The organism is Streptomyces sp. NPDC001222, assembly GCF_042896945.1.
Classification (GTDB): Bacteria; Actinomycetota; Actinomycetes; order Streptomycetales; family Streptomycetaceae; genus Streptomyces; species Streptomyces gibsoniae.
In genome coordinates this window covers 376,502-399,683 of the sequence record NZ_JBIAXT010000003.1, presented here as the reverse complement: position 1 = coordinate 399,683, position 23,182 = coordinate 376,502, and the positions used below count along the sequence as shown (strand labels likewise).

Sequence of the window (23,182 nt, the reverse complement as noted above, 5' to 3'; positions counted from 1 at the left end):
GTCCACAACCCCGGGCAGGGCTCATGAACACCTCCAGTACCTTGTACGCGTGTCAGAGCCGTCCCCCAAACCCAAGCGTCGTGGCCGCCTTCTCCGTCTCGGGGCGGCCCTCGTGGTCCTGTTCTCCGTCGCGGGCTACCTCGCCGTCCAGTACCTCACGGGCCCGGCAGCACCCAGCTGCAAGGTGATCTCCGGCAAGGCCGACGGGGCGTCGTACTCGTTCACCCCCGAGCAGGCGGTCAACGCGGCGACGATCTCCGCCGTGGGCACCACGCGCGGCCTGCCCGAGCGCGCGGTGACCATCGCGATCGCGACCGCACTCCAGGAGTCGGGCCTGCGCAACATCCAGCACGGCGACCGGGATTCGCTCGGTCTGTTCCAGCAGCGCCCGTCGCAGGGCTGGGGCACCCAGAAGCAGATCATGGACCCGACGTACGCGGCGACCATGTTCTACGACCACCTGGCCAAGGTGCCGGACTACACCCGGCTGCCGCTGACCGTCGCCGCGCAGCGCGTGCAGCGCAGCGGCTATCCCGAGGCGTACGCGAAGCACGAGCCGGACGCCACGCTGCTCGCCGCCGCGCTGACCGGTCGGTCGGCGGCCACCCTGACCTGTCAGGGGCGCCCGGCCCCGGCGACCACCGGCGGCGCCGACGCGGTACGGGCCGCACTGGTGCGGGACTTCGGGCGTGATGTGCTCCAGACGGCCGGCGCGGAGGTGGTCACCGGGAGCTCGTCCTCGTCCCCCACGGACACCGGCCCGGCCGCGGACACCTCGACGGCCACGTCCACCGACCCGTCCACGGCGGCGCCGTCCACCGAGTCCGACGCCCTGACGATCCCGGTGCCACGGAAGTCCACCGCCTCGGGCACCGCCCGGCAGCGCGGCTGGGAACTGGCCCACTGGGCCGTGGCCAACTCGTCGGCGCTGCACATCGCGCGCGTCTCCTTCGAGGGCCGGGAGTGGTCGCGCGGCGGCTTCGCGAGCGAGTGGCGGACGACCACCGGCGGCTCGGCCGCCCATGCCTCGGTCGGCCAAGTCCGCATCGTCACCGGGGAGTAGACCGGCCGACCGTACGAGTCCTCACCCCTCCGGGTCATACGCGGCGCGCCTCGTCGACGGGGCGCGCCGCTTCTCGTCCCGGCACCGCCCATAGTGCCGAACTCCTTGGAAACACAGGGCAGTAAGGATTCAGCAGGCCGTCAACCCGATTGCCGTTTGCCCGATTTCCTCCCCACCCGATAATGCGACGCATTACCAACTCTTTGCGCCTGCGCACCGCAACCTTCGGCGGTTTCGAGCGGTAGTCACTGCGTCCGAGCCCGGAACGATCAACTTCCGGGTGCGGTCGGACACTTCACCGTTCTCTTCCGTCTAAGGAGCATCATGTCCCTCCCCCTGACCCGCAGGATCGCCCGTGCCGCGCTGCTCATCGCAGCGGGAGCGGCGCCCGTGGTCGGTGCGGCCGGCTCCGCCAGCGCGGCGACGGCCGGCCTGCCGGCCACCCCCGACCTCGGTGGGCTGACCGCCCTGGACCACGCGCAGGTCGGTCCCACCCTCGACGGTGCGACCCAGAAGGTCGACGGAGCGGCCCAGAAGGTGACCGGGCTCGCGGGCGACGCCGGCGGCCAGGTGGTCACGACCGGCGGCCAGGCGGTCAAGAAGGCGGTGCCGACGGCGGCCGGGACCGTGGGTGCGGCCGGGAAGAAGGCCGCGCCGGTCGCGCAGAAGGTCGCCGGGGACGCGGCCGGTCAGGCCGGCGGGCTGCTCGGCGAGACCGCCCGGAGCGGGCTGCCGGGGCAGCCGCTTCCGATGCAGGGGCTGCCGCTGCACGGCTGAGCCTCGGCCCAGTACGCCGGAGGGGTCCAGGGAGCAGCTCCCTGGACCCCTCCGCGCATGTGGTCACGCAAGCCCGGCGCTCACGCCAGCCGCCGCACCGCCGCCTCGATCCGTTCGTCCGTCGCCGTCAGGGCGACCCGCACGAACTTCTCGCCCGCCGGGCCGTAGAAGTCGCCCGGCGCGACCAGGATGCCCAGACCGGCCAGGTGCGAGACCGTCTCCCAGCAGGACTCGTCCCGGGTCGCCCACAGATACAGGCTCGCCTCGCTGTGCTCGATCCGGAACCCGTGCCCGAGCAGGGCCTCGCGCAGCGCCGTGCGCCGGGCCGCGTAGCGCTCGCGCTGCTCGTGGACGTGGGTGTCGTCGCCCAGCGCCGCCACCACCGCCGCCTGCGTCGGCGCGGAGGTCATCATGCCGCCGTGCTTGCGGATCTCCAGGAGCGGGCCGAGGACCGCCGGGTCGCCCGCGAGGAAGGCCGCCCGGTAGCCCGCCAGGTTCGACCGCTTCGACAGCGAGTGGACGGCGACGATGCCCTCGTACGAGCCGCCGCACACGTCCGGGTGGAGCACCGAGACGGGGTCGGCCTCCCAGCCCAGCTCCAGATAGCACTCGTCGGAGAAGAGCAGGACGCCGTGTTCCCGCGCCCAGGCGACGATCCGGGTCAGCTCCTCCTTGCCCAGCACCTTGCCCGTGGGGTTGGACGGGGAGTTCAGCCACAGGAGCTTCAGGTTCGCCGGGTCCAGCTCGGTCGGGTCGTCGTAGACCACGTGCTCCGCGCGGGCCAGGCGGGCGCCGACCTCGTAGGTCGGGTAGGCCAGGCGGGGGTGGGCGACCGTGTCGCCGGGGCCGAGGCCCAGCTGGGTCGGGAGCCAGGCGACCAGTTCCTTGGAACCGACGACGGGCAGGACGTGCCGGTGGGTCACCCCGCGGGCGCCGAGCCGGCGCTCCACCCAGCCCGTGATCGCGTCGCGCAGCTCGGGCGTGCCCCACACGGTCGGATATCCCGGGGAGTCCGCCGCCGCGACGAGCGCTTTCTGGATCAGCTCGGGGACCGGGTCGACGGGGGTGCCGACAGACAGGTCGACGATCCCTCCCGGGTGCGCGGCGGCCGTCTTCTTGTACGGCTCGAGCTTGTCCCAGGGGAAGGTCGGAAGGCGGTCGGTGACTGCGGACAACGGGATCGGCTCACTTTCTGGACGACGGGCGCCCACTACGAGCGTAGGGGCACCAAACGCCTCGGTCCCGTGCGGCGCCGGTGAGCGCCGTACGGGACCGAGACGGCACGGTCGTGCTGTCGCTTACTGGTTCATCGGGGGCAGCGCCGCGATGAAGGGGTGGTCGCGCTCGATCAGCCCCAGCTTGCTGGCGCCACCGGGCGAGCCGAGCTCGTCGAAGAACTCGACGTTCGCCTTGTAGTAGTCCTTCCACTCCTCGGGAGTGTCATCCTCGTAGAAGATGGCCTCGACCGGGCAGACCGGCTCGCAGGCTCCGCAGTCGACGCATTCGTCCGGGTGGATGTACAAGGACCGCTGGCCCTCGTAGATGCAGTCGACCGGGCACTCCTCGATGCACGCCTTGTCCTTGACGTCGACACAAGGCTCTGCGATGACGTAGGTCACGCTGTCGTTCCTCCTCGGTAGGGCGCTGGCGGGCCTCCGCAGGCTCCGCCGCCTGGCGCGCGGGAGCGCGGCGTCGTCGATGCCCGCCCCTAGTATCTCCGTTCCTGGGCATGATCCGAACAGGAGGGGTGAACTGACCTGTGGAAATCTCTGCGGGCGGACGTCTGGAGGTCCGAATCACCACTGCTGACGTGGGAAAACGCGTCTCAGTACGGCGGTGGAGCGAACATGCCGCCGAGGGTGAGAGGTTCACCGACACGGTCGGGGTTCTCACATCATGGGACAACGGTGTGCTAAGGATCACCCGCCGTGACGGCGAGCAGGTCCGAATCGAGGAATCCGCGCTGGTCGCAGGCAAGGTGGTGCCCGCGGCACCCGCCCGTCGGCGGGGTCCCGCCGCGTCCTGGCAGGAGCTGGCGCGGATCTCCGCCCGGGGCTGGCAGCCGGTGGAGCGGGAGCGGCTCGGCGAGTGGGAGCTGCGCGCCGCGGCCGGGTTCACGCGCCGCGCCAACTCGGTGCTGCCGCTGGGCGACCCCGGGCTGCCGCTGGACGAGGCGCTGGCGGCCGTACGGCGCTGGTACGCGGCCCGTGGACTGCCCGCCTACGCACAGCTCGCGACCGGGGCCGAGGACGCCCAGGAACTGCTCTGCGCGGAGCTGGCGGCACGCGGCTGGACGCGGGAGGTGACCGCCGAGCTGTGGACGGCCGCGCTGGCGCCGGTCGCGGACCGTGAGACGTCCGGAGTCGAGCTGTCCCGGGCGCCCGACGAGGCGTGGCTGGCCCGCTACCGGCGCAAGGGGACGAGCGAGGTGGCCCTGAAGGTGCTCGGCGGCGGCCCCTCGGTGTGGTTCGCGACGGTGCCGGGCGAGCGGGGCGCTCCCCCGGCGGCCATCGGGCGCTGTGTGGTGGACGGCCGTTGGGCCGGTTTCGCGGCGGTCGAGGTCGATCCGGAGCAGCGCCGCCGGGGGCTCGCCACGGCCGTGATGGCCGCGCTGGCCCGGCAGGCCCTGGACGAGGGCGCCTCGGCGGCCTGGCTCCAGGTGGAGACCGACAACGCGCAGGCGCGGGCCCTGTACGCACGACTGGGCTTCGCGGCGCATCATGCGTATCACCACTACCGGGAGCCGGAGGACTCCCGCGGTCCGGGCGCGGGCGGCCCGTCGGGCGCCGGGACCGGGCCGGTGGCATGAGAGGTTTCGAGGCTGCCATGCAAGGTCCCTGTCCCCCGGACCCGGAGCGGGCCGCCGAGGTACGCCGGCGGTTCGGCGAGGAGGCGCGCGCCGCGCGGCCGGATCTCGTGGCCCTGTGCCTGCTCGTGGGCGCTGCCGCCGACGGGGGCCTGGACGAGGCCGGGCTCGACGCGGCGCAGATGGAGCTGGACCGGCTCGCCGGGCAGCTGCCGTTCGCACCGGGCGGGCCCCGGGCCTGGGCGCTGGCGCTGGCGGACCTGCTCGGCGGGCGCTACGGGTTCCACGGCTCGGCCGGTGACTACGAGCGGCTGGAGTCCTCGCTGCTGCACGAGGTGCTGCGCCGACGGCGGGGGCTGCCCATCCTGCTGTCGGTGGTGTGGATGGAGGTGGCCCGCAGGGCCGGGGCGCCGGTGTACGGGGTCGCGCTGCCGGGGCACTTCGTCGTGGGGTTCGGGCCGCAGGAGCAGCAGGTGCTGGCCGATCCCTTCGACGGGGGCCGGCTGCTGAGCGAGACCGACGCCGACCTGCTGGTGGTCGGCGCGACCGGGGCCTCGCTGGATCCCTCCATGCTGACGCCCGCGGATCCGCTCGACGTCGTGCTGCGGGTGCTGAACAACATCCGCGCCTGGGCCGCCTCCCGGCCGGAGCGGACCGATGTCGCCCTGTGGGCGGTCGAGCTGTCCCTGCTGCTGCCGTCGCATCCGGCGCGGCTGCGCTACGAGCGGGCCCAGCTCCTCGTCCAGCGCGGGGACTTTCTCCAGGGGGCCGCGGAGCTGGAGGGGTACGCCGATGTCGTGGCGGACGTGGACAAGACGGCCGCCGAGCGGGTACGGGGGCAGGCGCGGGCGGCCCGGGCCCTGCTCAACTGAGCTGAGCGCCCGCTACAGCCAGCCCTTCTCCCGGGCGATCCGGACGGCCTCCGCCCTGTTGCGGACCGCCAGTTTCTGTATCGCCGTGGAGAGGTAGTTGCGGACCGTGCCCTGGGACAGATGCAGGGCCGCGGCCAGCTCCGCGTTGGTCGAGCCGTCGGCCGCCGCGCGCAGGACCTCGCGCTCGCGGTCGGTCAGCGGGTTGGCGCCGTCGGCCAGGGCGGCCGCCGCCAGCGTGGGGTCGATGACACGCTCCCCGGCCAGCACCTTGCGCACCGCCTCGGCCAGTTGGGCCGCGGGGGCGTCCTTCACCAGGAAGGCGTCGGCGCCCGCCTCCATCGCGGACCGCAGATAGCCGGGGCGCCCGAAGGTCGTCAGGACGACCACCTTGAGGTCCGGCAGCTCCCGCCGCAGGACCGCCGCCGCCTCGATCCCGGTGGCGCCCGGCATCTCGATGTCCAGCAGCGCGACGTCCACCCCGTGGGCGTGGGCCGCCGCGGCCACCTCGTCGCCGCGGGCGACCTGGACGACGACCTCCATGTCCTCTTCCAGGCCGAGCAGGGCGGCCAGCGCCTCGCGGACCATCGACTGGTCCTCGGCGAGCAGGACCTTGATCGTGCGGCTCATGCCCCGGATCCTACGTTCCCCGCGGCGGGGGCGGGGACCCGTGCGACCAGCCGGAACCCGTGCTTCTCGCGGCCTGCCCGGAGGGTGCCGCCGATCTTCTCCAGGCGCTCGGTCAGGCCCGTCAGACCGTTGCCCGGACCGTTTCCGGAGCCGCCCGAGCCGTCGTCCTCGACGGACAGCTCCAGCATCGGCCCGTCCAGGGTCTGCCGGCGGAGCACCTCCACCGTGCAGCGGGAGGCGCCGCTGTGCCGGACGACATTGGTGACCGCCTCGCGCAGCGCCCAGGCCAGGGCGGACTCGCTCTCCTCGGGGACGCCGGTGAGGTCGGTCTCCGCGGGGACGTCCGCGACGACCGTGGCCGCCATGAGGGCGACCTGCGCACCGGCGAGTTCGGCGGCCAGGCGCGGGCGGCGGTAGCCGGTGACCGCCTCGCGCACGTCGACGAGGGCCTGTCGGCTGACCTGCTCGATGTCGGCGACCTGCTGGGCGGCCTTGTCCGGATGGTCGGGGAGCATTCGGCCCGCCAGCTCGCTCTTCAGCGTGATCAAGGAGAGGGAGTGGCCGAGCAGGTCGTGCAGGTCGCGGGCCAGCCGCAGCCGCTCCTCATTGGCCGCGAGCTGGGCGACGGTGGCCCGGGCCTTGCGCAACTCGATGGTCGTACGGACCAGTTGGACGACTCCGGTCATCGCGAAGCCGATGAGCAGGACCAGGATCACCAGGTTCTGGGCCTCCTGCTCGCCGACGCGCAGTCCGACGAGGAGCATCAGCGCGGCCGTCCCCGGGATCGCCCAGTAGGCCGCCCGCAGCGGGAGGGTCGCCCCGCAGGCCACGGAGACATAGCAGTAGAGGCCGAGCCAGGCGGAGCCGAGTGTGAGGCACTGCAGGGTCGCGAGCAGGCCGAGGAAGACGACCAGAACGACCACGAGCCGCCGGGGCAGCGGTGTGCCCATGTTCCGGAAGACCAGTGTCAGATAGGCCCCGACGAAGACCGCCAGGCCCAGCCAGCCGCCCACGGTGCCCGCGACGCTGTGGCTCCCGGAGGCCAGGTCGTGGATCGGCGCGCTGAGGAAGACGAGCCAGACGCCGATCCACAGCAGCTTGCGCAGGAGCACATCACGTCCGGTGCGGGGCGGCTGTCCCAGGGGGATCATCCGCTCCGCACGAACGCTCTCCGCCCGCGGTTCCTCGGTCATCGTGCTCACGCCTTCAGCGTGTCCTTCCGGTACAGCCAGGCCGCGCCGCCCGCGAACAGGAGGAAGAAGGCGACGAGGATGGCGATGTCCTTGGTGTGCGGGGCGTGACTCTGTTCGATGGCCTGCCCCAGTGCAGCGTACGCGTGGGTGGGCAGCCACTTGGCGATGTCCTGCAACCAGGTGGGGAAGACCGCCGACGGCCACCACAGGCCGCCCAGGATCGACAGGCCGAAGTAGGTGATCATGGTGATCGGGCGGACCGCGTCCCCGCTGGCGAGGTAGCCGATGGCGACGCCGAGCGCGGCGAAGACCAGGCTGCCGGCCCAGATCGCACCGGTGAGGGCGACCCACTGCCAGGCGTCGAGGCGGACGTGCTTCAGAGCGGCGGCGACCGCGAAGACGACGACGATGGACGGCAGGCTGACGACGGCGGCGCTGGCCGTCTTGGCCAGGACGTATCCGCGTCCTGGCAGGCTGGTCAGCCGCAGCTGCCGCACCCAGCCGTTCTCGCGCTCCTTGGCGATGCGCTCGCTGTTGCCCATGAGCACGGCGGTCAGGGCCCCGAAGGAGGCCATGGAGACCATCATGTACGTCGGCACGGTCAGCCCGCTGCCGGGGATCTTGGTGTCGGGGCCGCCGGAGGTGCTGGAGATGAGCAGGAACAGGGCCGCGGGGTAGAGCACCGAGAAGAAGAGGAACTTGCGGTTGCGCAGCGCGCGGGTCAGTTCCAGCTTGATCAGGGAGTTCACGACTGCTTGGCCTCCTCGGCCTCGGTGATGGCGACGAACGCCTGCTCGAGTCCGAGCCCGGCGACTTCGAGGTTGCGGGGGAAGACACCGAGGCCGTACAGGGCGTGGACGGTGGCGTCGGCGTCCGTGGACTGGATCCGGACGGTCTGCCCGGAGCCGCTGGAGGACAGGGTGAGCGAGGTCAGGCACGGCAGCGCGCGCAGCGACGCCTCCTCGACCGGTGCCTGGAGGTCGAAGGAGACCCGGCGGGCACCGGCCTTCGCCTTGATCTCGGCGGCGGTGCCGTCGGCGAGCAGCCGTCCGCGGTGCAGCACGAGCACCCGGTCCGCTATCGCGTCGGCCTCTTCCAGGTAGTGCGTGGCGAACAGGACCGCACGGCCCTGGTCGGCCTGCTCGCGCATGGTGGCCCAGAAGGCCTGACGGGCGGAGACGTCCATGCCGGTGGTGGGCTCGTCGAGCACGATCAGGTCGTTGGCCCCGGCGGTGGCGAGGGCGAAGCGGACGCGCTGGGCCTGGCCGCCGGAGAGCTTGTTGACCTTGCGGTCGGCGATCTGGTCGATGCCCGCGCGGGCCAGCACGTCGGTGACCTTGTACGGCTTCGGGTGCAGCGCGCAGGCGAGCTTGACCGTCTCGGCGACCGTGACCTCGTCCATCAGCCCGCCGCTCTGCAGCATGGCGCCCACCCGTCCGGCCACGATGGCCTCGCGGGGGCTGGTCCCGAACACCCGCACCGAGCCGCTGTCCGGGTGCTTGAGCCCGAGGAGCAGGTCAAGGGCGGTGGACTTGCCCGCGCCGTTCGGCCCGAGGAGGGCCACCGTCTCCCCCGGGTGCAGCCGGAGCGTCAGCCCGTCCACGGCCCGGACCTGCCCGTAGGCCTTGGTCACCTGGTCGAACCCGACCACCGATTCGGTGGCCGCCACTGTCGTCGTCATGCATTCATCGTGGCTGTGCGGGGTTGGCCCCGGGCAGTGCCAGGTGTCGCCGGTACCGCATGACAGATGTCATGCCGGCGGGACGACACGAGGGGGCGCCCGGTCAGAACCGGGCGCCCCCTCGTACACGGCTGCCACGGCCGCCTGGTGGCCGTCGGCTAGCTGGGGTTGGTATCGATCGTCGCGACGCGCGCCGCGGTGGTCTTGCCGAGCAGCGCCGGCCGCAGGGCGCCGATCACGTCCTCCACGGTGACCGGCGTCTTCTTGCCGGTGCCGCGGGAGATGAGGACGCCGTCGAAGGCGTGGCCGTACAGGTCCTGCAGGGCCGTCTTGTCGTAGGCCTCGACGAGCTTGCCGTTGATGGCCTTCACCCCGAGGAACTTCCACAGCGACTTCTGCGGGCTGAACGCGATGGCGTGGGTCGCGTCAGCGCGCACCAACACGTTGGCGGACATCGCGGGCTCGGCGAACGCCTTCATCATTCGGTCGACCTCGGCGTTGGGGACCGTGGGCTGCCGGTTGGTCGTGGGCACCCGCACCGGCGTACTGGTGTTCGTCTCCACCTGGGTGCGGTAGGCCTGCACGACGGCCTGGGTCGAACCGGCGACGTCGATGCCCTTGCCCGCCTTGCCGTACACGGCGACGGCCTTGCCGGACTCGAACTTGATCGAGCCCTCGGTCATCGAGCCGGCGCCGCCCGCGGCGTTCTCCAGCGCGGCCTGGAGCTTCTCCTCGTCGACGGGCATCACGGGTTCGATGACACGCTGCTGCCCGAAGAGGGAGCCGATCACCGACACCGGGTTGTAGTCGCTCCCCGCGGCGGCGGCGACGGTGGCCTTGCTGTCGAGCTGAAGGCCCGCCTGGTCGGGCCGCAGGGCGACCGTCTTGCCGTCGACCGACAGTTGCAGCGGCTTGTTCATACGGCTGCCCAGCGCGGAGTCCAGCTTCTGGGTCGCCTCGTCACGGGTGCCGCCGCCGATGTCGACGCCGAGCACGGTGGTGCCCTTGGGCACGTCGGAGTGGTTCATCAACAGCCCGGCGCCATAAGCGACACCGGCGACGACGACCAGACCGCCGACCAGCAGCACCAGCTTGCTGCGGCCCTTCTTCTTGGCCGGCTTCGCCGCGGCGGTGTTCTGCGTCTTGGGCGGGTCGGGCAGCTTCGGGGGCGTGTGCGACACCGATCCGTCGGAGGGGGTGCCGTCGTCGAACGCGCCGATCCGGGCCCCGCCGGGCGGAATGACCGGGATGCCGCTGGTGAGGGTGTGTCCGGAGACGTTGTCGCCGGGGCCGCTGAAGCCGGGGAAGCCCGGTTCCGGGACCTGCTTCTGCGGGGTGAGGATCGCGGTGTCGTCGCTCAGCCCGCCGCCGGGACGGCCCTGACCGGCGGCTCCGGGCACACCGGGACCGAGCGGTCCGCCGGGCGTGCCCGGCATACCGGGTGCCAGCAGGCCCGGAATGCCGGGGCCGCCGGGATTCGGGCCGGAGGGGGCCGGAGGGATGACCGGTCCGGTGCCCGTGACGGGGCCGCCGGTGGGTCCGGAGGGGCCGGCACTGCCCGGCTCGGTGAAGTACGGCAGGTCGTCGCGGCGGGGTTCGCGGGCCGCGTCGGGATCGATGACCGGGAACGAGGCCGTGCTGGCCGCGACCGCGTCCGACACGTCGAAGGAGCCGGTGCCGCCGCCGTGGCCCGGCGCGACAGGGCCGGCACCGGTGGCGCTCGGAAGCCCCTTGCCGTTCGTGGCGCCGGGGCGTGCACCGAACATGCCCGCCCCGCCCGTGGCCGCTCCGGGGCGTGCGCCGGGGGCGCTCGGTGCACCGGAAGCGTCAGGGCGCGGACCACTGATGCCGTTCGCGCCGGGAGCACCCGGCCGTGCACCGCCCGCGCCGGGGGCGGTCGGCGCACCCGAGGCGCCGTTCATGCCCTGCGCGCCGGTACCGGACGCGCTGGGCGGGCCCTGTATGCCGGAGACTCCGGGCAGACCCGCGCCATTGGTGGCGCCGCCGCCCTGCGGGCCCGGGCCCGCCGAGGACTTACGGGGCGCGAACCAGTCGCTCGCCGGCTTCTCCTCGGCCGGGGCGGAGGCCTCCGCCGGGCCGTCGAGGGCGCTGAGCGCACGCACGGTGGTCGTGGTCGTCGTCTCGGGGTCCGCACCCGCGTCGCGCGCGGTGTCGGCGTTCTCGGCGTCGGCGACGGGCTTGCGCACGACGACCGGCGGAATGGGCCGCGATCCGGGGATGTTGATCCGGATACGGGTCGTCAGTGTGGTCTCGGTCTTGCGTTCCTCCGGCTGCGTGGCCGGACGGCTCGCGTCCGCGCCGTCCGAGGAAGCCATGGGGGTCCCGTACGGCGGCGTCCCCGACGGGTACGCGGATCCACCGCGTCCGTTGGGTCCGGCGGACGAACTGTCAGTTTCACGACTCAAGGCAGGTTCTCCCGGTTGGCTCCACCGCCTGTTTTCGACCTCAACAGGTGGGCCCCCCTGTTCGAACGAAGTCGACAGCGCGCGGGGGCTCGGCGGCGCGCACCACCATACTGGCCGCTCGGGGCCCGTAAACCGCGCCCATGAGGGAAACCCCCACGGGACCCTTACGGACACGCCGTGTTTTTACGGGGGACATCCCGTAAACCGGGTGGCGAAGTGGTACGTCAACTGCCAAGTCGGGCGCCGGATCCGTCCGTTTGTCGCCCCGGGGCGAGAGTGGCACAGATCACAGCGAGGGCCATCCCGCCGATCAGGAACAGATACGAGCCGATGCCCGCCCCGAAGACGAAGTCCCCTTCCGGACGGCTGGCGGTGAGCAGAACCACGACGATCATCCAGCCGGCGGCGGGCGCGAGGGCCCCCGCCCGGGTGCCCGTCGCGAGCCCGCCCCCGATGAACAGCCCGGCCGCTCCGGCGAGCGCGAGCAGCAGTCCACCGGGGAACAGGCCGCCTTGGACCAGCCCGCCCGCCGCTCCGGTGGCCGCGCCGAGCACAAGCAGGCCGAGGTAGGCGGCGACCCGCTTGGGGGAGGGCAGAGTGAGGGGCTGTGCGAGCGCACTCTGCTGCTTGCCCGTGGGTGTCATGGGGTCACTCCTTCGAACAGATCCGTCTCACGCTCGCCGCCCCGCTCGCCGCGCGCCAACTCGTAGTACTCCGTGGTGAACAGCGGCTGCGCCAGTGCGTTGGAGAGGGCGAACCAGGGCTGCGCGACCTCGATCTGGGTGGCGTGCGCCCGCATCGCCGCGGCCTTCGCGGCAGCGAAGCCGGTGCCGTCGATCTCCGTGGTGACCACGGAGTCGTCGACCACGCCCGGGACGTCGTCGAGGACCGCCGCACGGGCGAAGGGCGTGGTGCCGAGCGCCTCGCCGAGCCGGGCGAAGGCGGAGGCGGCGACCGAGCGCGGCGTCCGGTTCCAGTAGACCTTGGGGATGTCCCAGGGCGCGCCGAGGTCCGGCCGGAAGCCGGGGTCGCCGGCCAGTTCGGCGGCGCGTACGGCCACGCGGTGGGCCTGAATGTGGTCCGGGTGGCCGTAGCCGCCGTTCGGGTCGTAGGTGACGAGGACCTGGGGACGGACCTCCCGGACGACCGCCACCAGATGGCCGGCCGCCTCGTCGAGGTCGGCGGACCAGAAGGCGCCCGGGCGCTGGTTCTGCGGGGCGCCCATCATCCCGGAGTCGCGGTAGCGGCCCGGGCCGCCGAGGAAGCGGTGGTCGGTGACGCCCAGCTCCTTCATGGCGGCGGCCAGTTCACCGGCCCGGTACGGCCCCAGGGCGTCGTCGCGGTCCGGCGCGAGGTACGCCAGCTCGGGCGGGATGACCTCGCCCTCCTCACCGAGGGTGCAGGTCACCAGCGTCACCCGGGCACCCTCGGCCGCGTACCGGGCCATGGTCGCGCCGTTGTTGATGGACTCGTCGTCGGGGTGCGCGTGCACCAGGAGCAGACGCCGGTCCGGCAGATCCGTCATGCCACCACCCTACGAGAGCCCAGGCCCGACACCCCGGCACCTCCCGCCCGCCCGGCTTCAGCCCCCGGGCTCGTCCCGGTAGCGCGGCAGGCCGTCCGTCGGGATCGTCCAGTCGCCGATGGTCACGCCCTCCCCGTAGACGAAGGCCTTGCGGGTGGCGTAGCGGGGGCCGCCCGGGGTGGGGGTGGATGTCCGTGAAGACGGCACCGGTGCCGGTGCGAGGGTCGAAGACCGCGTAGACCGGGATGCCCATCAGCGGGTAGTCGCGCGTCTTGCCCACCCAGTCGTTGTCGGGGTTGGAGCGGGAGATGACCTCCACGGCAGCCACGATCGACCGGGGGTCGAAGGAACCCTCTCCTTCCATGTCCGCCTCGGCGATGACCATCACATCGGGGCGGCGCATGATGCCCTCGGGTTCGTCCTCCACGTCGGGCTCACCCGTGTGAGCCACGATCTCGTCCGGCATCACCTTTTCCAGGCGCTTCCGGACGCGCAGCACGGTGAGTTCGTGCGGCTTCATGGGCGACATCCTGTCGAGGACGATCCCTTCCTTGGTGATCTCGAACTTGCCGCGGAGGGTGTCGTCCGCGGACTGAACAAAGTCCCGCATGACCCGGTACAGCCGGGAGGCGCCCTGCCGCGCGTTCTCCGGTGCGATGGTCATGGCGCTCGCTCCTCGTCGTCTGTGCCCAGGGGCAAGGATCGTCGCTTTCATGCTAGGTGGCCTCCAGGAGATCGGTTCGGCAGTCGCGGCAGCGGCCCGGCACTGGCGCGCGGAAGGCGCGGTCGCAGGCGTCGCAGGTCTGGAACGGGTGTCGTGCAGACGGCTGGAAGGGGGGCGGGGCCGGCAGCCGGGCGGTGAGGCGGTGGGCCAGGAGGGCGGCCGGGCGCCGCAGTCCTTCGGGTGGCAGGTCGTCGGTCAGCCCGTGCCGTACGGCATCGGGGCTGACGTCCCGCTCCAGCCAGGCGGCGACACCAGGGGCCAGATGGGCCGTGTCGCACGCGGACAGCAGCAGGCGGGGGTCATGGCGGCGGAGGTCCGCGAGGAGGTCGGTCGCGGCCTGGAGCAGTGCGGGAGCGGGGTGGGCGGGGCCCGGCACGGCGGGGATCGGCTTGCGGGAGCAGCGCTCCTTCGGGGCCGCCACCGGTCGGGCCGGGGCGGCGCACACGGGCTCGTCCGCGTGATGCCGGGCGGCCGACGGCTGGTTGCAGGAGATCGTGCGAGTGACGATACGGCCGCCCGGGACGCGTTCACGGACGCGACGGAGGTAACCGTGCGCCTCCAGTTCGCGCAGGGCGGCGGCGATCCGGGCCGCTCCCTCCGGGAAGCGCCCGGCGAGGCTCTTGATGTCGACGCGGGCGCCCTTCGGCAGCGACTGGAGGTGGACGCCCAGTCCGATCGCGAGCAGCGACAACTGGGCGTGCTGGGCGAGGTGGTTGCCGATCACCGTGAAGCGGCTGGTGTGGCGGGTGTTGTCGTGGACGAGTCCACCGGAGTGGGGGCGCCGGTTCGGGTGCTTGTTGGCCGCAACGCGGGACTGGGCATGCGGGGGCGCGCTAGGGTGCTGGGTACCCATCGGGAAGGGCCTTCTTCCTCGGTGGTCAGGCCCTCGCACTGGGATTGCCGTCCCGGCGGGGGCCGTCGCATGTCTGCGGTCGTGTCGCGCTGAGCGTAGGACAGCCAACGGCCCCCGGATCCAGCCGAGTCGGCGATGTTCACCCACGCGAGTGATCACGGCCCGCGGGCGGGAGGGGTGGGGCTTGGCCGGGTTCTTTCATCCCTCCGTTCCTTGGGAGAGAGCGCCCCTGACACCGGAGCCCGCCCGGCCGGGTTCCGGTGGGAAGTCGAGTTCCGCCCACACCGTCTTGCGGGGGCGCGGCCCGGGGGCCACACCCCAACGGTCGGCGAGCGCCTCGACCAGAACGAGACCCCGGCCCGACTCGACGTCGGGGGCCGGTCGCCGGGCGTTCGGAAGACAGTCACCGCGCGTGTCGGCGACCTCGATCCGGAGGGTGCCGCCGACGACGTAGAGCAGGAGCCGGAAGTCGCGCCCGGCAACGCGCCCGTGCGTCGCGGCGTTGGCGGCCAGCTCGGCGACGACGTGCTCCGCCCGGTCCGTGGGCAGACCCCAGCTCCGCAGCTGTTCGGTGGCGAGCAGCCGGGCGAGGCGGGCACCGCGGGGGGTCGGCGACAGCTGGACGGCGAAGTTACGGACGGCCGGGCCGAGTTGGGCTTCCGGGGAGGCAGTTCCTTGATTCACGTCACTCAGCGTGGCGACGTCCGCCTACCGTGAACAGTGACGATGCCCATGCGTACGGTGACTGTCCGGACGTTGTCCGGGCGTGTCCAGTCGGTCCGGAGCGGTCGTACGCGTTGAGGGCATGGAGGGACGACGGTACGACGGAGGGGTGCGGCGATGCACGCGGACGGTGACGCGGTCCGGCTCAAGAGCGAGGCGGACGAACCGGGTTGGGAGGTGGATCCGGACGACGACTGGGGAGTGGCGGTCGTGGCGACCGTGGGACGGCAGCTGAGGCTGAGGCGGGAGGCCGTGGGGATGCGGGCCGCCGAGTTCGGGGTGGCGGTCGGGTATGGCGAGGACATGGTCTACAAGATCGAGAGCGGCAAGCGCATCCCTCGCCCCGAGTACTTGGACAGGGCGGACCAGGTACTGGGGGCGGGCGGGTTACTCGCCGCGATGAAGGAGGACGTGGCGAAGGTCCGCTATCCCAAGCGGGTGCGGGCTCTGGCTCAGATGGAAGCCCAGGCGGTCGAGATCGGCGTGTACGAGTGCACCATCGTCCCCGGTCTGCTGCAGACGCCTGAGCACGCCCGAGCCTTGATCCAGGCGGCGCAACCGCCGTACTCGTCGGACGACGTGGAACGCATGGTGGGTGCCCGGCTGGCCCGCAAGTCGGTCTTTGAACGGGACCCGGCCCCGTCGATCCACTTCGTCCTGGAAGAGGCACCGCTGCGCCGGCAAGTCGGCGGCGTCGCGGTGTGGCGAGAGCAGCTCGAACGACTCCTCGACGCCGGGCAATTGCGCAACGTCACGCTTCAGGTTATGCCGACCAACACCGACCCCCACCCGGGGCTAGACGGCAGAATCGAACTGTTGAAGTTCCCGGACGGCACGGCCGCAGGGCGTTCCGACGGAGCGTTCAACGGCCGTCCCATCACCGACCCGAGGCATCTACGCGTCCTTGAGCTGCGGTATGGCACCATCCGAGCCCAGGCCCTCCCTCCGCGGGAGTCCCTGGCCTTCATCGAGAAACTGCTGGGAGAAGTATGATCCGCAAGACTTCCGCCGGGGACACCCCCGACCTGGCGTGGTTCAAAAGCAGCTATAGCGGCGGCACCGATGGCGAATCCTGCGTCGAAATAGCCACCGAACCCGACACCGTCCACGTCCGCGACTCCAAGGACATCACCGGCCCGCGCCTGGCCTTCTCCCCCGCCGCCTGGTCCGCCTTCGTACCGTACGCAGGTGCGTAACCGGCAGCCGACGGCGGGCCCAGGGGCCCACTCGTCCCCGGGCCCGCCGCCGACCACGCGTCAGAACTTGATGCTCCCGATCATCCCAGCGATGTTCGTCGTCAGATCGTGGATCGTCGGGGCGACCGTCGACGAGGCGAGGTAGAACCCCAGAAGCATGCACACGATGGCGTGCCCGGCCTTCAAACCCGACTTCCTGACCAACAGGACGACGATGATCGCCAGCAGCACCACCGCCGAAATCGAGAGTGCCACGGCGGTTCACCTCCAAAGATCCACAGGGACGCGGGGGGTCGGACTATGGGGGCAATGTATCCATGCCGACCCATCAGGGGCAGATAAATCCACATGGATGCCAGCGGGTTCATACCCACTATGCGCTAGTGATCATAACTATCCGTACGTGCGCATCGGTCGGCGCACGGCCGCACAAGGGGGCGCATGGCCAATATGGTCGGGGCATGACGACCGAGCCAGCTTCCTTCCCCCGACGGCACGCGCGGACCCAGCGGTTCACGCTCGGCGCGCCGCGCGCCTTCACCGTCGCGCCCGACGGATCCCGTGTCGCGTTTCTGCGGTCCACGTCGGGCACGGACCGCGCACACCAGTTGTGGGTCCTCGACCTGGCGGACGGCACCGAGCGCGTGGCGGCCGACCCGGGCGCACTGCTCGGGGGCGCCGCCGAGCAGTTGCCGCCCGAGGAGCGCGCCCGCCGGGAACGCAGTCGCGAGGGCGGTGCCGGCATCGTCGGCTACGCCGCCGACTCGGCCCTGGAGCTGGCATCTTTCGCCTTGTCAGGGCGGCTTTTCGCGGCGGAGCTGCGGGCGGGCACGGCACGCGAACTCCCCGTGCCGGGGCCGGTGATCGACCCCCGCCCGGCCCCCGACGGACGGCACATCGCCTATGTGGCCCAGGGCGCCCTGCGCGTCGTCGGGGCCGAGGGCGAGCACGACCGGGCGCTCGCCGAGCCTGAGTCGGAGGGGGTGTCCTACGGGCTCGCCGAGTTCGTCGCGGCCGAGGAGATGAGCCGTACACGGGGCTTCTGGTGGGCGCCGGAGTCCGATCGGCTGCTGGTGGCGCGCGTGGACGACACGCCGGTGCGCCGCTGGTGGATCTCCGATCCGGCGCACCCCGAGCGGGAGCCGCAGCGGGTGGCGTACCCGGCGGCGGGCACCGACAACGCGGACGTCCGGCTGTTCGTCATCGGCCTCGACGGGGTGCGCACCGAGGTCTCCTGGGACCGGGCGAACTACCCGTATCTGGCGCGAGTGCACTGGTCAGCGGCGGGTGCGCCGCTGATCCTCGTACAGTCCCGCGACCAGCGCGGCCAGCTGTATCTGGCCGTCGACCCGGACTCCGGGGCAACGCGGATGGTGCACGCAGAGGAAGATCCATTTTGGCTGGAACTTTTCGCTGGGGTGCCGTGCTGGAGCCCCTCCGGCCGACTGGTGAGGATCGCCGACGAGGGCGGCGCGCGGGTGCTCGCGGTGGGCGAACGACCCCTGACCGGGGCGCAGTTGCAGCTACGGGCCGTGCTGGATGTGTCGGACGACGATGTACTCGTGTCGGCCTCGGCCGGCGAGGAGGCCGACGATCCGGAGATCGGCGAGATTCATGTGTACCGGGTGAATGAACTCGGTGTGGAGCGTGTGTCGCAGGAGCCCGGTGTGCACTCGGCGGTACGCGCCGGGGGCGTGACCGTGCTCGTCTCCTCGGTTCCGGGGCAGCCGGGCGCCCAGGTGCAGGTGCTGCGCGACGGCAAGCGCGTCGCGACCGTGGCCTCTCATGCCGAACCTCCCGGTATGTCCCCGCGTGTGACACTCGTTCAGGGGGGCGCACGGCGGATTCCGTGCGCCGTGCTTATGCCTAGGGACTACTCCGGTGACACCTCCCTGCCCGTCCTACTGGACCCCTACGGCGGCCCGCACGGACAGCGGGTGGTGGCCGCGCACAACCCGCATCTGACCTCACAGTGGTTCGCCGACCAGGGCTTCGCGGTGATCGTCGCGGACGGCCGGGGCACCCCGGGCCGCTCCCCCGGCTGGGAGAAGGCGGTCCGGGACGATCTCGCGGACGTCGTGCTCCAGGACCAGGTCGACGCGCTCCACGCCCTGGCCGCCGACTTCCCGCTCGACCTCTCCCGGGTCGCCATCCGCGGCTGGTCCTTCGGCGGCTATCTGGCGGCCCTCGGGGTGCTGCGCCGCCCGGATGTGTTCCACGCGGCGGTGGTCGGCGCCCCGGTGACCGATCTGCGGCTGTACGACACCCACTACCAGGAACGCTATCTGGGACACCCGGACGAGCAGCCCGAGGTCTACCGCCGCAACTCCCTGATCGACGACGCGGGTCTGGTCGACGCCGCCGACCCGGCCCGCCCGATGATGATCATCCACGGTCTGGCGGACGACAACGTGGTGGTCGCCCACTCCCTGCGGCTGTCCTCCGCCCTGCTGGCCGCGGGCCGCCCGCACGAGGTGCTGCCGCTGTCCGGGGTGACGCACATGACCCCGCAGGAGGCGGTCGCGGAGAACCTGCTGCTGCTCCAGCGGGACTTCCTCCGCAAGGCCCTCGGCCTGGGCTGAGCCGGGAACGGCGACGGGCCGGGATCACATGGCGGATCCCGGCCCGTCTACGGCACCCGCACGGCCGTACGCTGTTCACTCTCCTGCGTCCGTATATCGGAACCGCTTCGGTCAAGTTGCCTGCGTGTTAACGAACTTCCTCCGCATTCATATGCTTATGCGGATTCCTCGTGCGGCTGGTCCCCCGGTGCCGGGGGCCGTGCGGGCGGCCGGTTTCGGGCCGTCTCCTCGGGCGGCACCACCCGCTTCTCCTCCGCGAAATGGCAGGCCGAGTCGTGCGCGGCCGGTCCGCCCGCCGCCCGGAACCGGTCGGGGACCGCGAGCGGCGGCACCTCCAGGGCGCACCGCTCCTGGGCCTTCCAGCAGCGGGTGCGGAAGCGGCAGCCGGAGGGGATGTCCGCAGGGGAGGGCACATCGCCGCTGAGGATGATCCGCTCCCGGCGCTCCCGTGCCTCCGGGTCGGGCACCGGCACGGCGGACAGCAGGGCCTGGGTGTAGGGGTGCGTGGGATGCTCGTAGATCTCCGTGTCCCGCCCGGTCTCCACGATCCGTCCGAGGTACATCACCGCGACCCGGTCGGAGATGTGCCGGACCACCGACAGATCATGGGCGATGAACACGTACGACAGCCCGAACTCGCCCTGGAGCCGCTCCAGCAGGTTGATGACCTGTGCCTGGACGGACACGTCGAGCGCGGAGACCGGCTCGTCGGCGACGACGATCTCCGGGCGCAGCGCCAGCGCCCGAGCGATGCCGATGCGCTGGCGCTGGCCGCCGGAGAACTGGTGGGGATAGCGGTTGATGTACTCGGGGTTGAGCCCCACCACGTCCAGCAGCTCCTGCACCCGCCGGCGCCGGTCCCCTCCGGGCGCGGCCTCGGGATGGATCTCGTACGGCTCCCCGATGATGTCGCCCACGGTCATCCGGGGGTTGAGGGAGGTGTACGGGTCCTGGAAGACCATCTGGATGTTGCGCCGCACCGCCTTCAGGGCGCGCCCGGACAGCCGGGTGATGTCCTCGCCCCGGTAGCGGATCGCGCCGGAGGTCGGCCGCTCCAGGGTGACCAGCATCCTGGCGAGCGTCGACTTGCCGCAGCCCGACTCTCCGACGATGCCGAGGGTCTCGCCGGGGCCCAGGGTGAAGTCGACGCCGTCGACCGCGCGGACCGCGCCGATCTGCTTCTTGAAGAGGATCCCCCGGGTGAGCGGATAGTGCTTGACGAGCCCGGCCACCTCCAGGATGGGTTCAGGACCGGCCATCCAGGCACTCCCTCCAGAAGTGGCAGGCGCTTCTGCGGTCCGCGGAGACCTCGTGGAGCGGCGGCACGTCGGTGAGACAAACGTCCCGGGCCAGCGGGCAACGGGGGTGGAAGGCGCAGCCCGGCGGGATGTCCATCAGGTTCGGCGGCAGCCCCTTGATCGCGTACAGCTCCCGGCCCTTGCGGTCCAGCCGCGGGATGGAGTCGATCAGGCCCCGGGTGTAGGGATGGGCGGGCGCCTTGTAGAGGTCGTGGACGGGCGCGGTCTCGACGATCCGGCCCGCGTACATGACGGCGATACGGTCGGCGACGTCCGCGACCACGCCGAGGTCGTGGGTGATGAGGACGAGGCCCATGCGGTACTCGCGTCGCAGCTCCGCGAGCAGATCCATGACCTGGGCCTGGACGGTGACGTCCAGGGCGGTGGTGGGCTCGTCGGCGATGATCAGGGCCGGTTCGAGCGCCAGCGCCATGGCGATCATGATGCGCTGGCGCATCCCGCCGGAGAACTGGTGCGGATAGTCGCGCACCCGCTGGGCGGCGGCCGGGATCCGTACCCTCTCCATCAGTTCGACGGCCCGGGCCCGGGCGTCCCTCCGCGACATCCCGCGGTGCACCACGAACATCTCGCCGAGCTGGTCGCCGACGGTGAGCACGGGATTGAGCGCGGACAGCGCGTCCTGGAAGATCATGGCCATGGCCGCGCCGCGGATCCTTCTGCGCTCCTCCTCCCTCAGGGTGAGCAGGTCCTGTCCCCGGAAGAGGACCTGGCCGCCGGTGATCCGGCCGGGCGGCACGTCGAGGATCCCCATCACGGCCTGCGCGGTGACGGACTTCCCGGAGCCGGACTCGCCGAGCACCGCGAGGGTCTCCCCCGCGTCGACGTGGTAGCTGACGCCGTTCACGGCCCGGGCGATGCCGTCCCGGGTCCGGAACTCCACGTGCAGATCCCGCACTTCGAGCAGCATGACGACGCTCACCTCAGCTTGGGGTCGAGGGCGTCGCGCACCGCGTCGCCGAGCATGATGAACGCGAGCACGGTGATCGCGAGGGCACCGGAGGGCCACAGCAGCGCGTGCGGGGCGTTGCGGACGTAGGGGGAGGCGGCGGAGATGTCGATCCCCCAGGACACACTGGGCGGCCTCAGCCCCACCCCGAGGTACGACAGGGTCGCCTCCAGCGCGATGTAGGTGCCGAGCGCGATGGTCGCGACGACGATCACCGGGGCGACGGCGTTGGGCGCGATGTGCCGCAGCAGGATCCGGGCGGGGGAGGCGCCGAGCGCGCGGGCGGCCTGAACGTAGTCGTTCTGCCGGGCGGTGATGACCGAGCCGCGGGCGATACGGGAGATCTGTGGCCAGCCGAGCAGCACCATGAACCCGACGACCGGCCAGACGGTGTTGCTGGTCACGACCGAGAGCAGGACCAGGCCGCCGAGCACGACCGGGATCGCGAAGAAGATGTCGGTGGTGCGGGAGAGGATCGCGTCCCAGCCCCCGCCGAAGAACCCGGCGAGCCCGCCGAGGACCGAGCCGAGGAGCGCGACGCCGAGAGTGGCGCAGACACCGACCGTGACCGACGTACGGGCGCCGTGGACGGTCCGGGTGTACACGTCGCAGCCCTGCCCGTCGAACCCGAACGGGTGCCCGGACTGGGAGCCCTCCTGGGCCTTGGACAGATCGCACTGGAGGGGGTTGCCGGGGGCGATCAGGGACGGCCAGAGCGAGATCAGTACGAGAAAGAGGATCACCAGCGCGGAGGCCAGGAAGACGGGATTGCGGCGCAGATCGCGCCAGGCGTCGGACCACAGGCTGCGCGGCCTGCCGGCCGGGCCCGCGCCCTTCGGGGCGCCGGGGGGCCGCTCCAGCGTGGTCGCCTCGCTCGCGGCGAGGTCCATGGCGCCGCCCATCCCGGTTCCCGCGATGGCGCCCTCGGGCTCGTAGGGCTGCTGCTCAGGCATAGCGGATCCTCGGGTCGAGTACGGCGTACAGGAGGTCGACGAGCAGGTTGGCGGCCAGGAAGACCAGCACCAGCACGGTCACGAAGCCCACGACGGTCTGGGTGTTGTGCCGAAGGATCCCCTGGTAGAGCTGGTAGCCGACGCCGTGGATGTTGAAGATCCGCTCGGTGACGATGGCGCCGCCCATCAGGGCGCCGATGTCGGTGCCGATGAAGGTGACCACGGGGATGAGCGAGTTGCGCAACAGATGCCGGGTGATCACCCGCCGGCGCGGCAGTCCCTTGGCGACGGCCGTACGGACGTAGTCGGACCGCCGGTTCTCGGCGATGGAGGTCCGGGTCAGCCGGGTGACGTAGGCGAGCGAGACGGAGGCCAGGACGAGGCCGGGCACGATCAGCTCGTCGACGGGTGCCAGGGGGGACACCGACGGTCTGACCCAGCCCCACTTGACCCCGAGCAGCAGTTGGAGCAGCAGACCGGTGACGAAGGTCGGCACCGAGATCACGACGAGCGTGAGCAGCAGCACCGAGGTGTCGGCGGGCCGCCCGCGGCGCATACCGGTGACCACGCCGAGCGCGATCCCGATCAGGACCTCGAGGACGATCGCGACCACGGTCAGCCGGATGGTGACCGGGAAGGCCGTCCCCATCAGCTCGGTGACGGGCTGTCCGTTGAAGGCGGTGCCGAAGTCGCCGGTGAAGACATTGCCCATGTAGGTCGCGTATTGCTGCCACACGGGCTTGTCGAGGCCGAACTCCCGGCGCAGCTGGGCCGCTGTGGCGGGGTCGCACTGCCGCTCGCCGCACAGGCCCGCGACGGGGTCGCCCATCACGTTCACCATCAGGAAGATCAGCAGGGTGGCGCCGAGGAAGACCGGGATCATCTGCAGCAGACGCCGGATGACATACCGTCCCAT

23 protein-coding genes and 1 pseudogene are annotated in these 23,182 nt (G+C 71.8%); 7 read left to right on the top strand and 17 right to left on the bottom strand.

Annotation, left to right across the window (positions count from 1 at the left end):
• Positions 1-49: 49 nt before the first annotated feature.
• Together ACFY2Z_RS07500 and ACFY2Z_RS07495 are read left to right on the top strand one after the other, a co-directional pair.
• Positions 50-1,063, top strand: coding sequence for a heavy metal transporter (locus tag ACFY2Z_RS07500; RefSeq protein ID WP_390743212.1), 1,014 nt, complete (start codon positions 50-52; stop codon positions 1,061-1,063).
• A gap of 324 nt (positions 1,064-1,387) precedes the next feature.
• The gene (locus ACFY2Z_RS07495) at positions 1,388-1,840 is read left to right on the top strand and encodes an ATP-binding protein (RefSeq protein WP_390743211.1); all 453 of its coding nucleotides are present in this window, start codon (positions 1,388-1,390) and stop codon (positions 1,838-1,840) included.
• Positions 1,841-1,920: 80 nt separating this feature from the next.
• On the opposite strand, the gene ACFY2Z_RS07490 is transcribed toward ACFY2Z_RS07495, so the two are convergent.
• Both ACFY2Z_RS07490 and fdxA read right to left on the bottom strand, forming a co-directional pair.
• A complete protein-coding gene (locus ACFY2Z_RS07490) occupies positions 1,921-3,015 on the bottom strand; it encodes a bifunctional succinyldiaminopimelate transaminase/glutamate-prephenate aminotransferase (protein ID WP_390743210.1) in 1,095 nt (364 codons plus the stop codon).
• 123 nt (positions 3,016-3,138) lie between these two features.
• On the bottom strand, positions 3,139-3,459 hold the full coding sequence (fdxA, locus tag ACFY2Z_RS07485; protein ID WP_043443616.1) for a ferredoxin: 321 nt from the start codon (positions 3,457-3,459) through the stop codon (positions 3,139-3,141).
• A 140-nt stretch (positions 3,460-3,599) separates the two neighbouring features.
• On the opposite strand from fdxA, the gene ACFY2Z_RS07480 reads away from it, so the two are divergent.
• Positions 3,600-4,649 (top strand): GNAT family N-acetyltransferase, encoded by a 1,050-nt coding sequence (locus ACFY2Z_RS07480; RefSeq protein WP_390743209.1) that lies wholly within the window; start codon positions 3,600-3,602, stop codon positions 4,647-4,649.
• Entirely contained in the window at positions 4,646-5,518 is an 873-nt protein-coding gene (locus tag ACFY2Z_RS07475; protein WP_390743208.1) for a tetratricopeptide repeat protein, read from the top strand. Before ACFY2Z_RS07480 ends, ACFY2Z_RS07475 begins: the two co-directional genes overlap by 4 nt.
• Positions 5,519-5,530: 12 nt before the next feature.
• Here ACFY2Z_RS07475 and ACFY2Z_RS07470 read toward each other — a convergent pair whose 3' ends face one another.
• The 10 genes and pseudogenes from ACFY2Z_RS07470 to ACFY2Z_RS07425 form a co-directional block, all read right to left on the bottom strand.
• Positions 5,531-6,145 carry a response regulator transcription factor gene (locus tag ACFY2Z_RS07470; protein WP_355909824.1) on the bottom strand — a complete coding sequence of 205 codons (615 nt, stop codon included), beginning with the start codon at positions 6,143-6,145 and terminating at the stop codon, positions 5,531-5,533.
• Positions 6,142-7,338: a sensor histidine kinase gene (locus ACFY2Z_RS07465; protein ID WP_390743236.1), complete on the bottom strand. Its 1,197-nt coding sequence runs from the start codon at positions 7,336-7,338 to the stop codon at positions 6,142-6,144. The genes ACFY2Z_RS07470 and ACFY2Z_RS07465 overlap by 4 nt, the downstream gene beginning before the upstream one ends.
• Before the next feature lie 5 nt (positions 7,339-7,343).
• Complete coding sequence (locus ACFY2Z_RS07460; protein ID WP_390743207.1) at positions 7,344-8,087, bottom strand: ABC transporter permease; 744 nt, start codon at positions 8,085-8,087, stop codon at positions 7,344-7,346.
• A complete protein-coding gene (locus ACFY2Z_RS07455; protein WP_390743206.1) occupies positions 8,084-9,019 on the bottom strand; it encodes an ABC transporter ATP-binding protein in 936 nt (311 codons plus the stop codon). The genes ACFY2Z_RS07460 and ACFY2Z_RS07455 overlap by 4 nt, the downstream gene beginning before the upstream one ends.
• Before the next feature lie 158 nt (positions 9,020-9,177).
• Complete coding sequence (locus ACFY2Z_RS07450) at positions 9,178-11,445, bottom strand: hypothetical protein (RefSeq protein WP_390743205.1); 2,268 nt, start codon at positions 11,443-11,445, stop codon at positions 9,178-9,180.
• A gap of 224 nt (positions 11,446-11,669) precedes the next feature.
• Entirely contained in the window at positions 11,670-12,089 is a 420-nt protein-coding gene (locus ACFY2Z_RS07445; protein WP_390743204.1) for a DUF6113 family protein, read from the bottom strand.
• Positions 12,086-12,970 carry an N-acetyl-1-D-myo-inositol-2-amino-2-deoxy-alpha-D-glucopyranoside deacetylase gene (mshB, locus tag ACFY2Z_RS07440; protein WP_390743203.1) on the bottom strand — a complete coding sequence of 295 codons (885 nt, stop codon included), beginning with the start codon at positions 12,968-12,970 and terminating at the stop codon, positions 12,086-12,088. Before mshB ends, ACFY2Z_RS07445 begins: the two co-directional genes overlap by 4 nt.
• A gap of 57 nt (positions 12,971-13,027) precedes the next feature.
• Positions 13,028-13,634: pseudogene (locus ACFY2Z_RS07435) on the bottom strand (Uma2 family endonuclease).
• A 52-nt stretch (positions 13,635-13,686) separates the two neighbouring features.
• On the bottom strand, positions 13,687-14,547 hold the full coding sequence (locus ACFY2Z_RS07430; protein ID WP_390743202.1) for a helix-turn-helix domain-containing protein: 861 nt from the start codon (positions 14,545-14,547) through the stop codon (positions 13,687-13,689).
• Positions 14,548-14,745: 198 nt separating this feature from the next.
• Positions 14,746-15,231 (bottom strand): ATP-binding protein, encoded by a 486-nt coding sequence (locus ACFY2Z_RS07425; RefSeq protein ID WP_390743201.1) that lies wholly within the window; start codon positions 15,229-15,231, stop codon positions 14,746-14,748.
• A 156-nt stretch (positions 15,232-15,387) separates the two neighbouring features.
• On the opposite strand from ACFY2Z_RS07425, the gene ACFY2Z_RS07420 reads away from it, so the two are divergent.
• Both ACFY2Z_RS07420 and ACFY2Z_RS07415 read left to right on the top strand, forming a co-directional pair.
• Entirely contained in the window at positions 15,388-16,263 is an 876-nt protein-coding gene (locus tag ACFY2Z_RS07420; protein WP_390743200.1) for a helix-turn-helix domain-containing protein, read from the top strand.
• Positions 16,260-16,466 (top strand): DUF397 domain-containing protein, encoded by a 207-nt coding sequence (locus ACFY2Z_RS07415; RefSeq protein WP_390743199.1) that lies wholly within the window; start codon positions 16,260-16,262, stop codon positions 16,464-16,466. The genes ACFY2Z_RS07420 and ACFY2Z_RS07415 overlap by 4 nt, the downstream gene beginning before the upstream one ends.
• Before the next feature lie 60 nt (positions 16,467-16,526).
• Here the strand turns inward: ACFY2Z_RS07415 and ACFY2Z_RS07410 are convergent, their stop codons facing one another.
• A complete protein-coding gene (locus ACFY2Z_RS07410) occupies positions 16,527-16,721 on the bottom strand; it encodes a hypothetical protein (protein WP_390743198.1) in 195 nt (64 codons plus the stop codon).
• A 206-nt stretch (positions 16,722-16,927) separates the two neighbouring features.
• On the opposite strand from ACFY2Z_RS07410, the gene ACFY2Z_RS07405 reads away from it, so the two are divergent.
• Positions 16,928-19,048, top strand: coding sequence for a prolyl oligopeptidase family serine peptidase (locus tag ACFY2Z_RS07405; RefSeq protein WP_390743197.1), 2,121 nt, complete (start codon positions 16,928-16,930; stop codon positions 19,046-19,048).
• A gap of 155 nt (positions 19,049-19,203) precedes the next feature.
• Here ACFY2Z_RS07405 and ACFY2Z_RS07400 read toward each other — a convergent pair whose 3' ends face one another.
• From ACFY2Z_RS07400 to ACFY2Z_RS07385, 4 genes are read right to left on the bottom strand one after another with little or no spacing between them, the layout of a single operon-like run.
• Positions 19,204-20,307 (bottom strand): ABC transporter ATP-binding protein, encoded by a 1,104-nt coding sequence (locus tag ACFY2Z_RS07400; RefSeq protein WP_390743196.1) that lies wholly within the window; start codon positions 20,305-20,307, stop codon positions 19,204-19,206.
• Positions 20,294-21,274, bottom strand: a complete 981-nt coding sequence (locus tag ACFY2Z_RS07395) for an ABC transporter ATP-binding protein (protein WP_390743195.1) — start codon at positions 21,272-21,274, stop codon at positions 20,294-20,296. The genes ACFY2Z_RS07400 and ACFY2Z_RS07395 overlap by 14 nt, the downstream gene beginning before the upstream one ends.
• 8 nt (positions 21,275-21,282) lie before the next feature.
• Complete coding sequence (locus ACFY2Z_RS07390; protein ID WP_390743194.1) at positions 21,283-22,266, bottom strand: ABC transporter permease; 984 nt, start codon at positions 22,264-22,266, stop codon at positions 21,283-21,285.
• Positions 22,259-23,182 carry an ABC transporter permease gene (locus tag ACFY2Z_RS07385; RefSeq protein ID WP_390743193.1) on the bottom strand — a complete coding sequence of 308 codons (924 nt, stop codon included), beginning with the start codon at positions 23,180-23,182 and terminating at the stop codon, positions 22,259-22,261. The genes ACFY2Z_RS07390 and ACFY2Z_RS07385 overlap by 8 nt, the downstream gene beginning before the upstream one ends.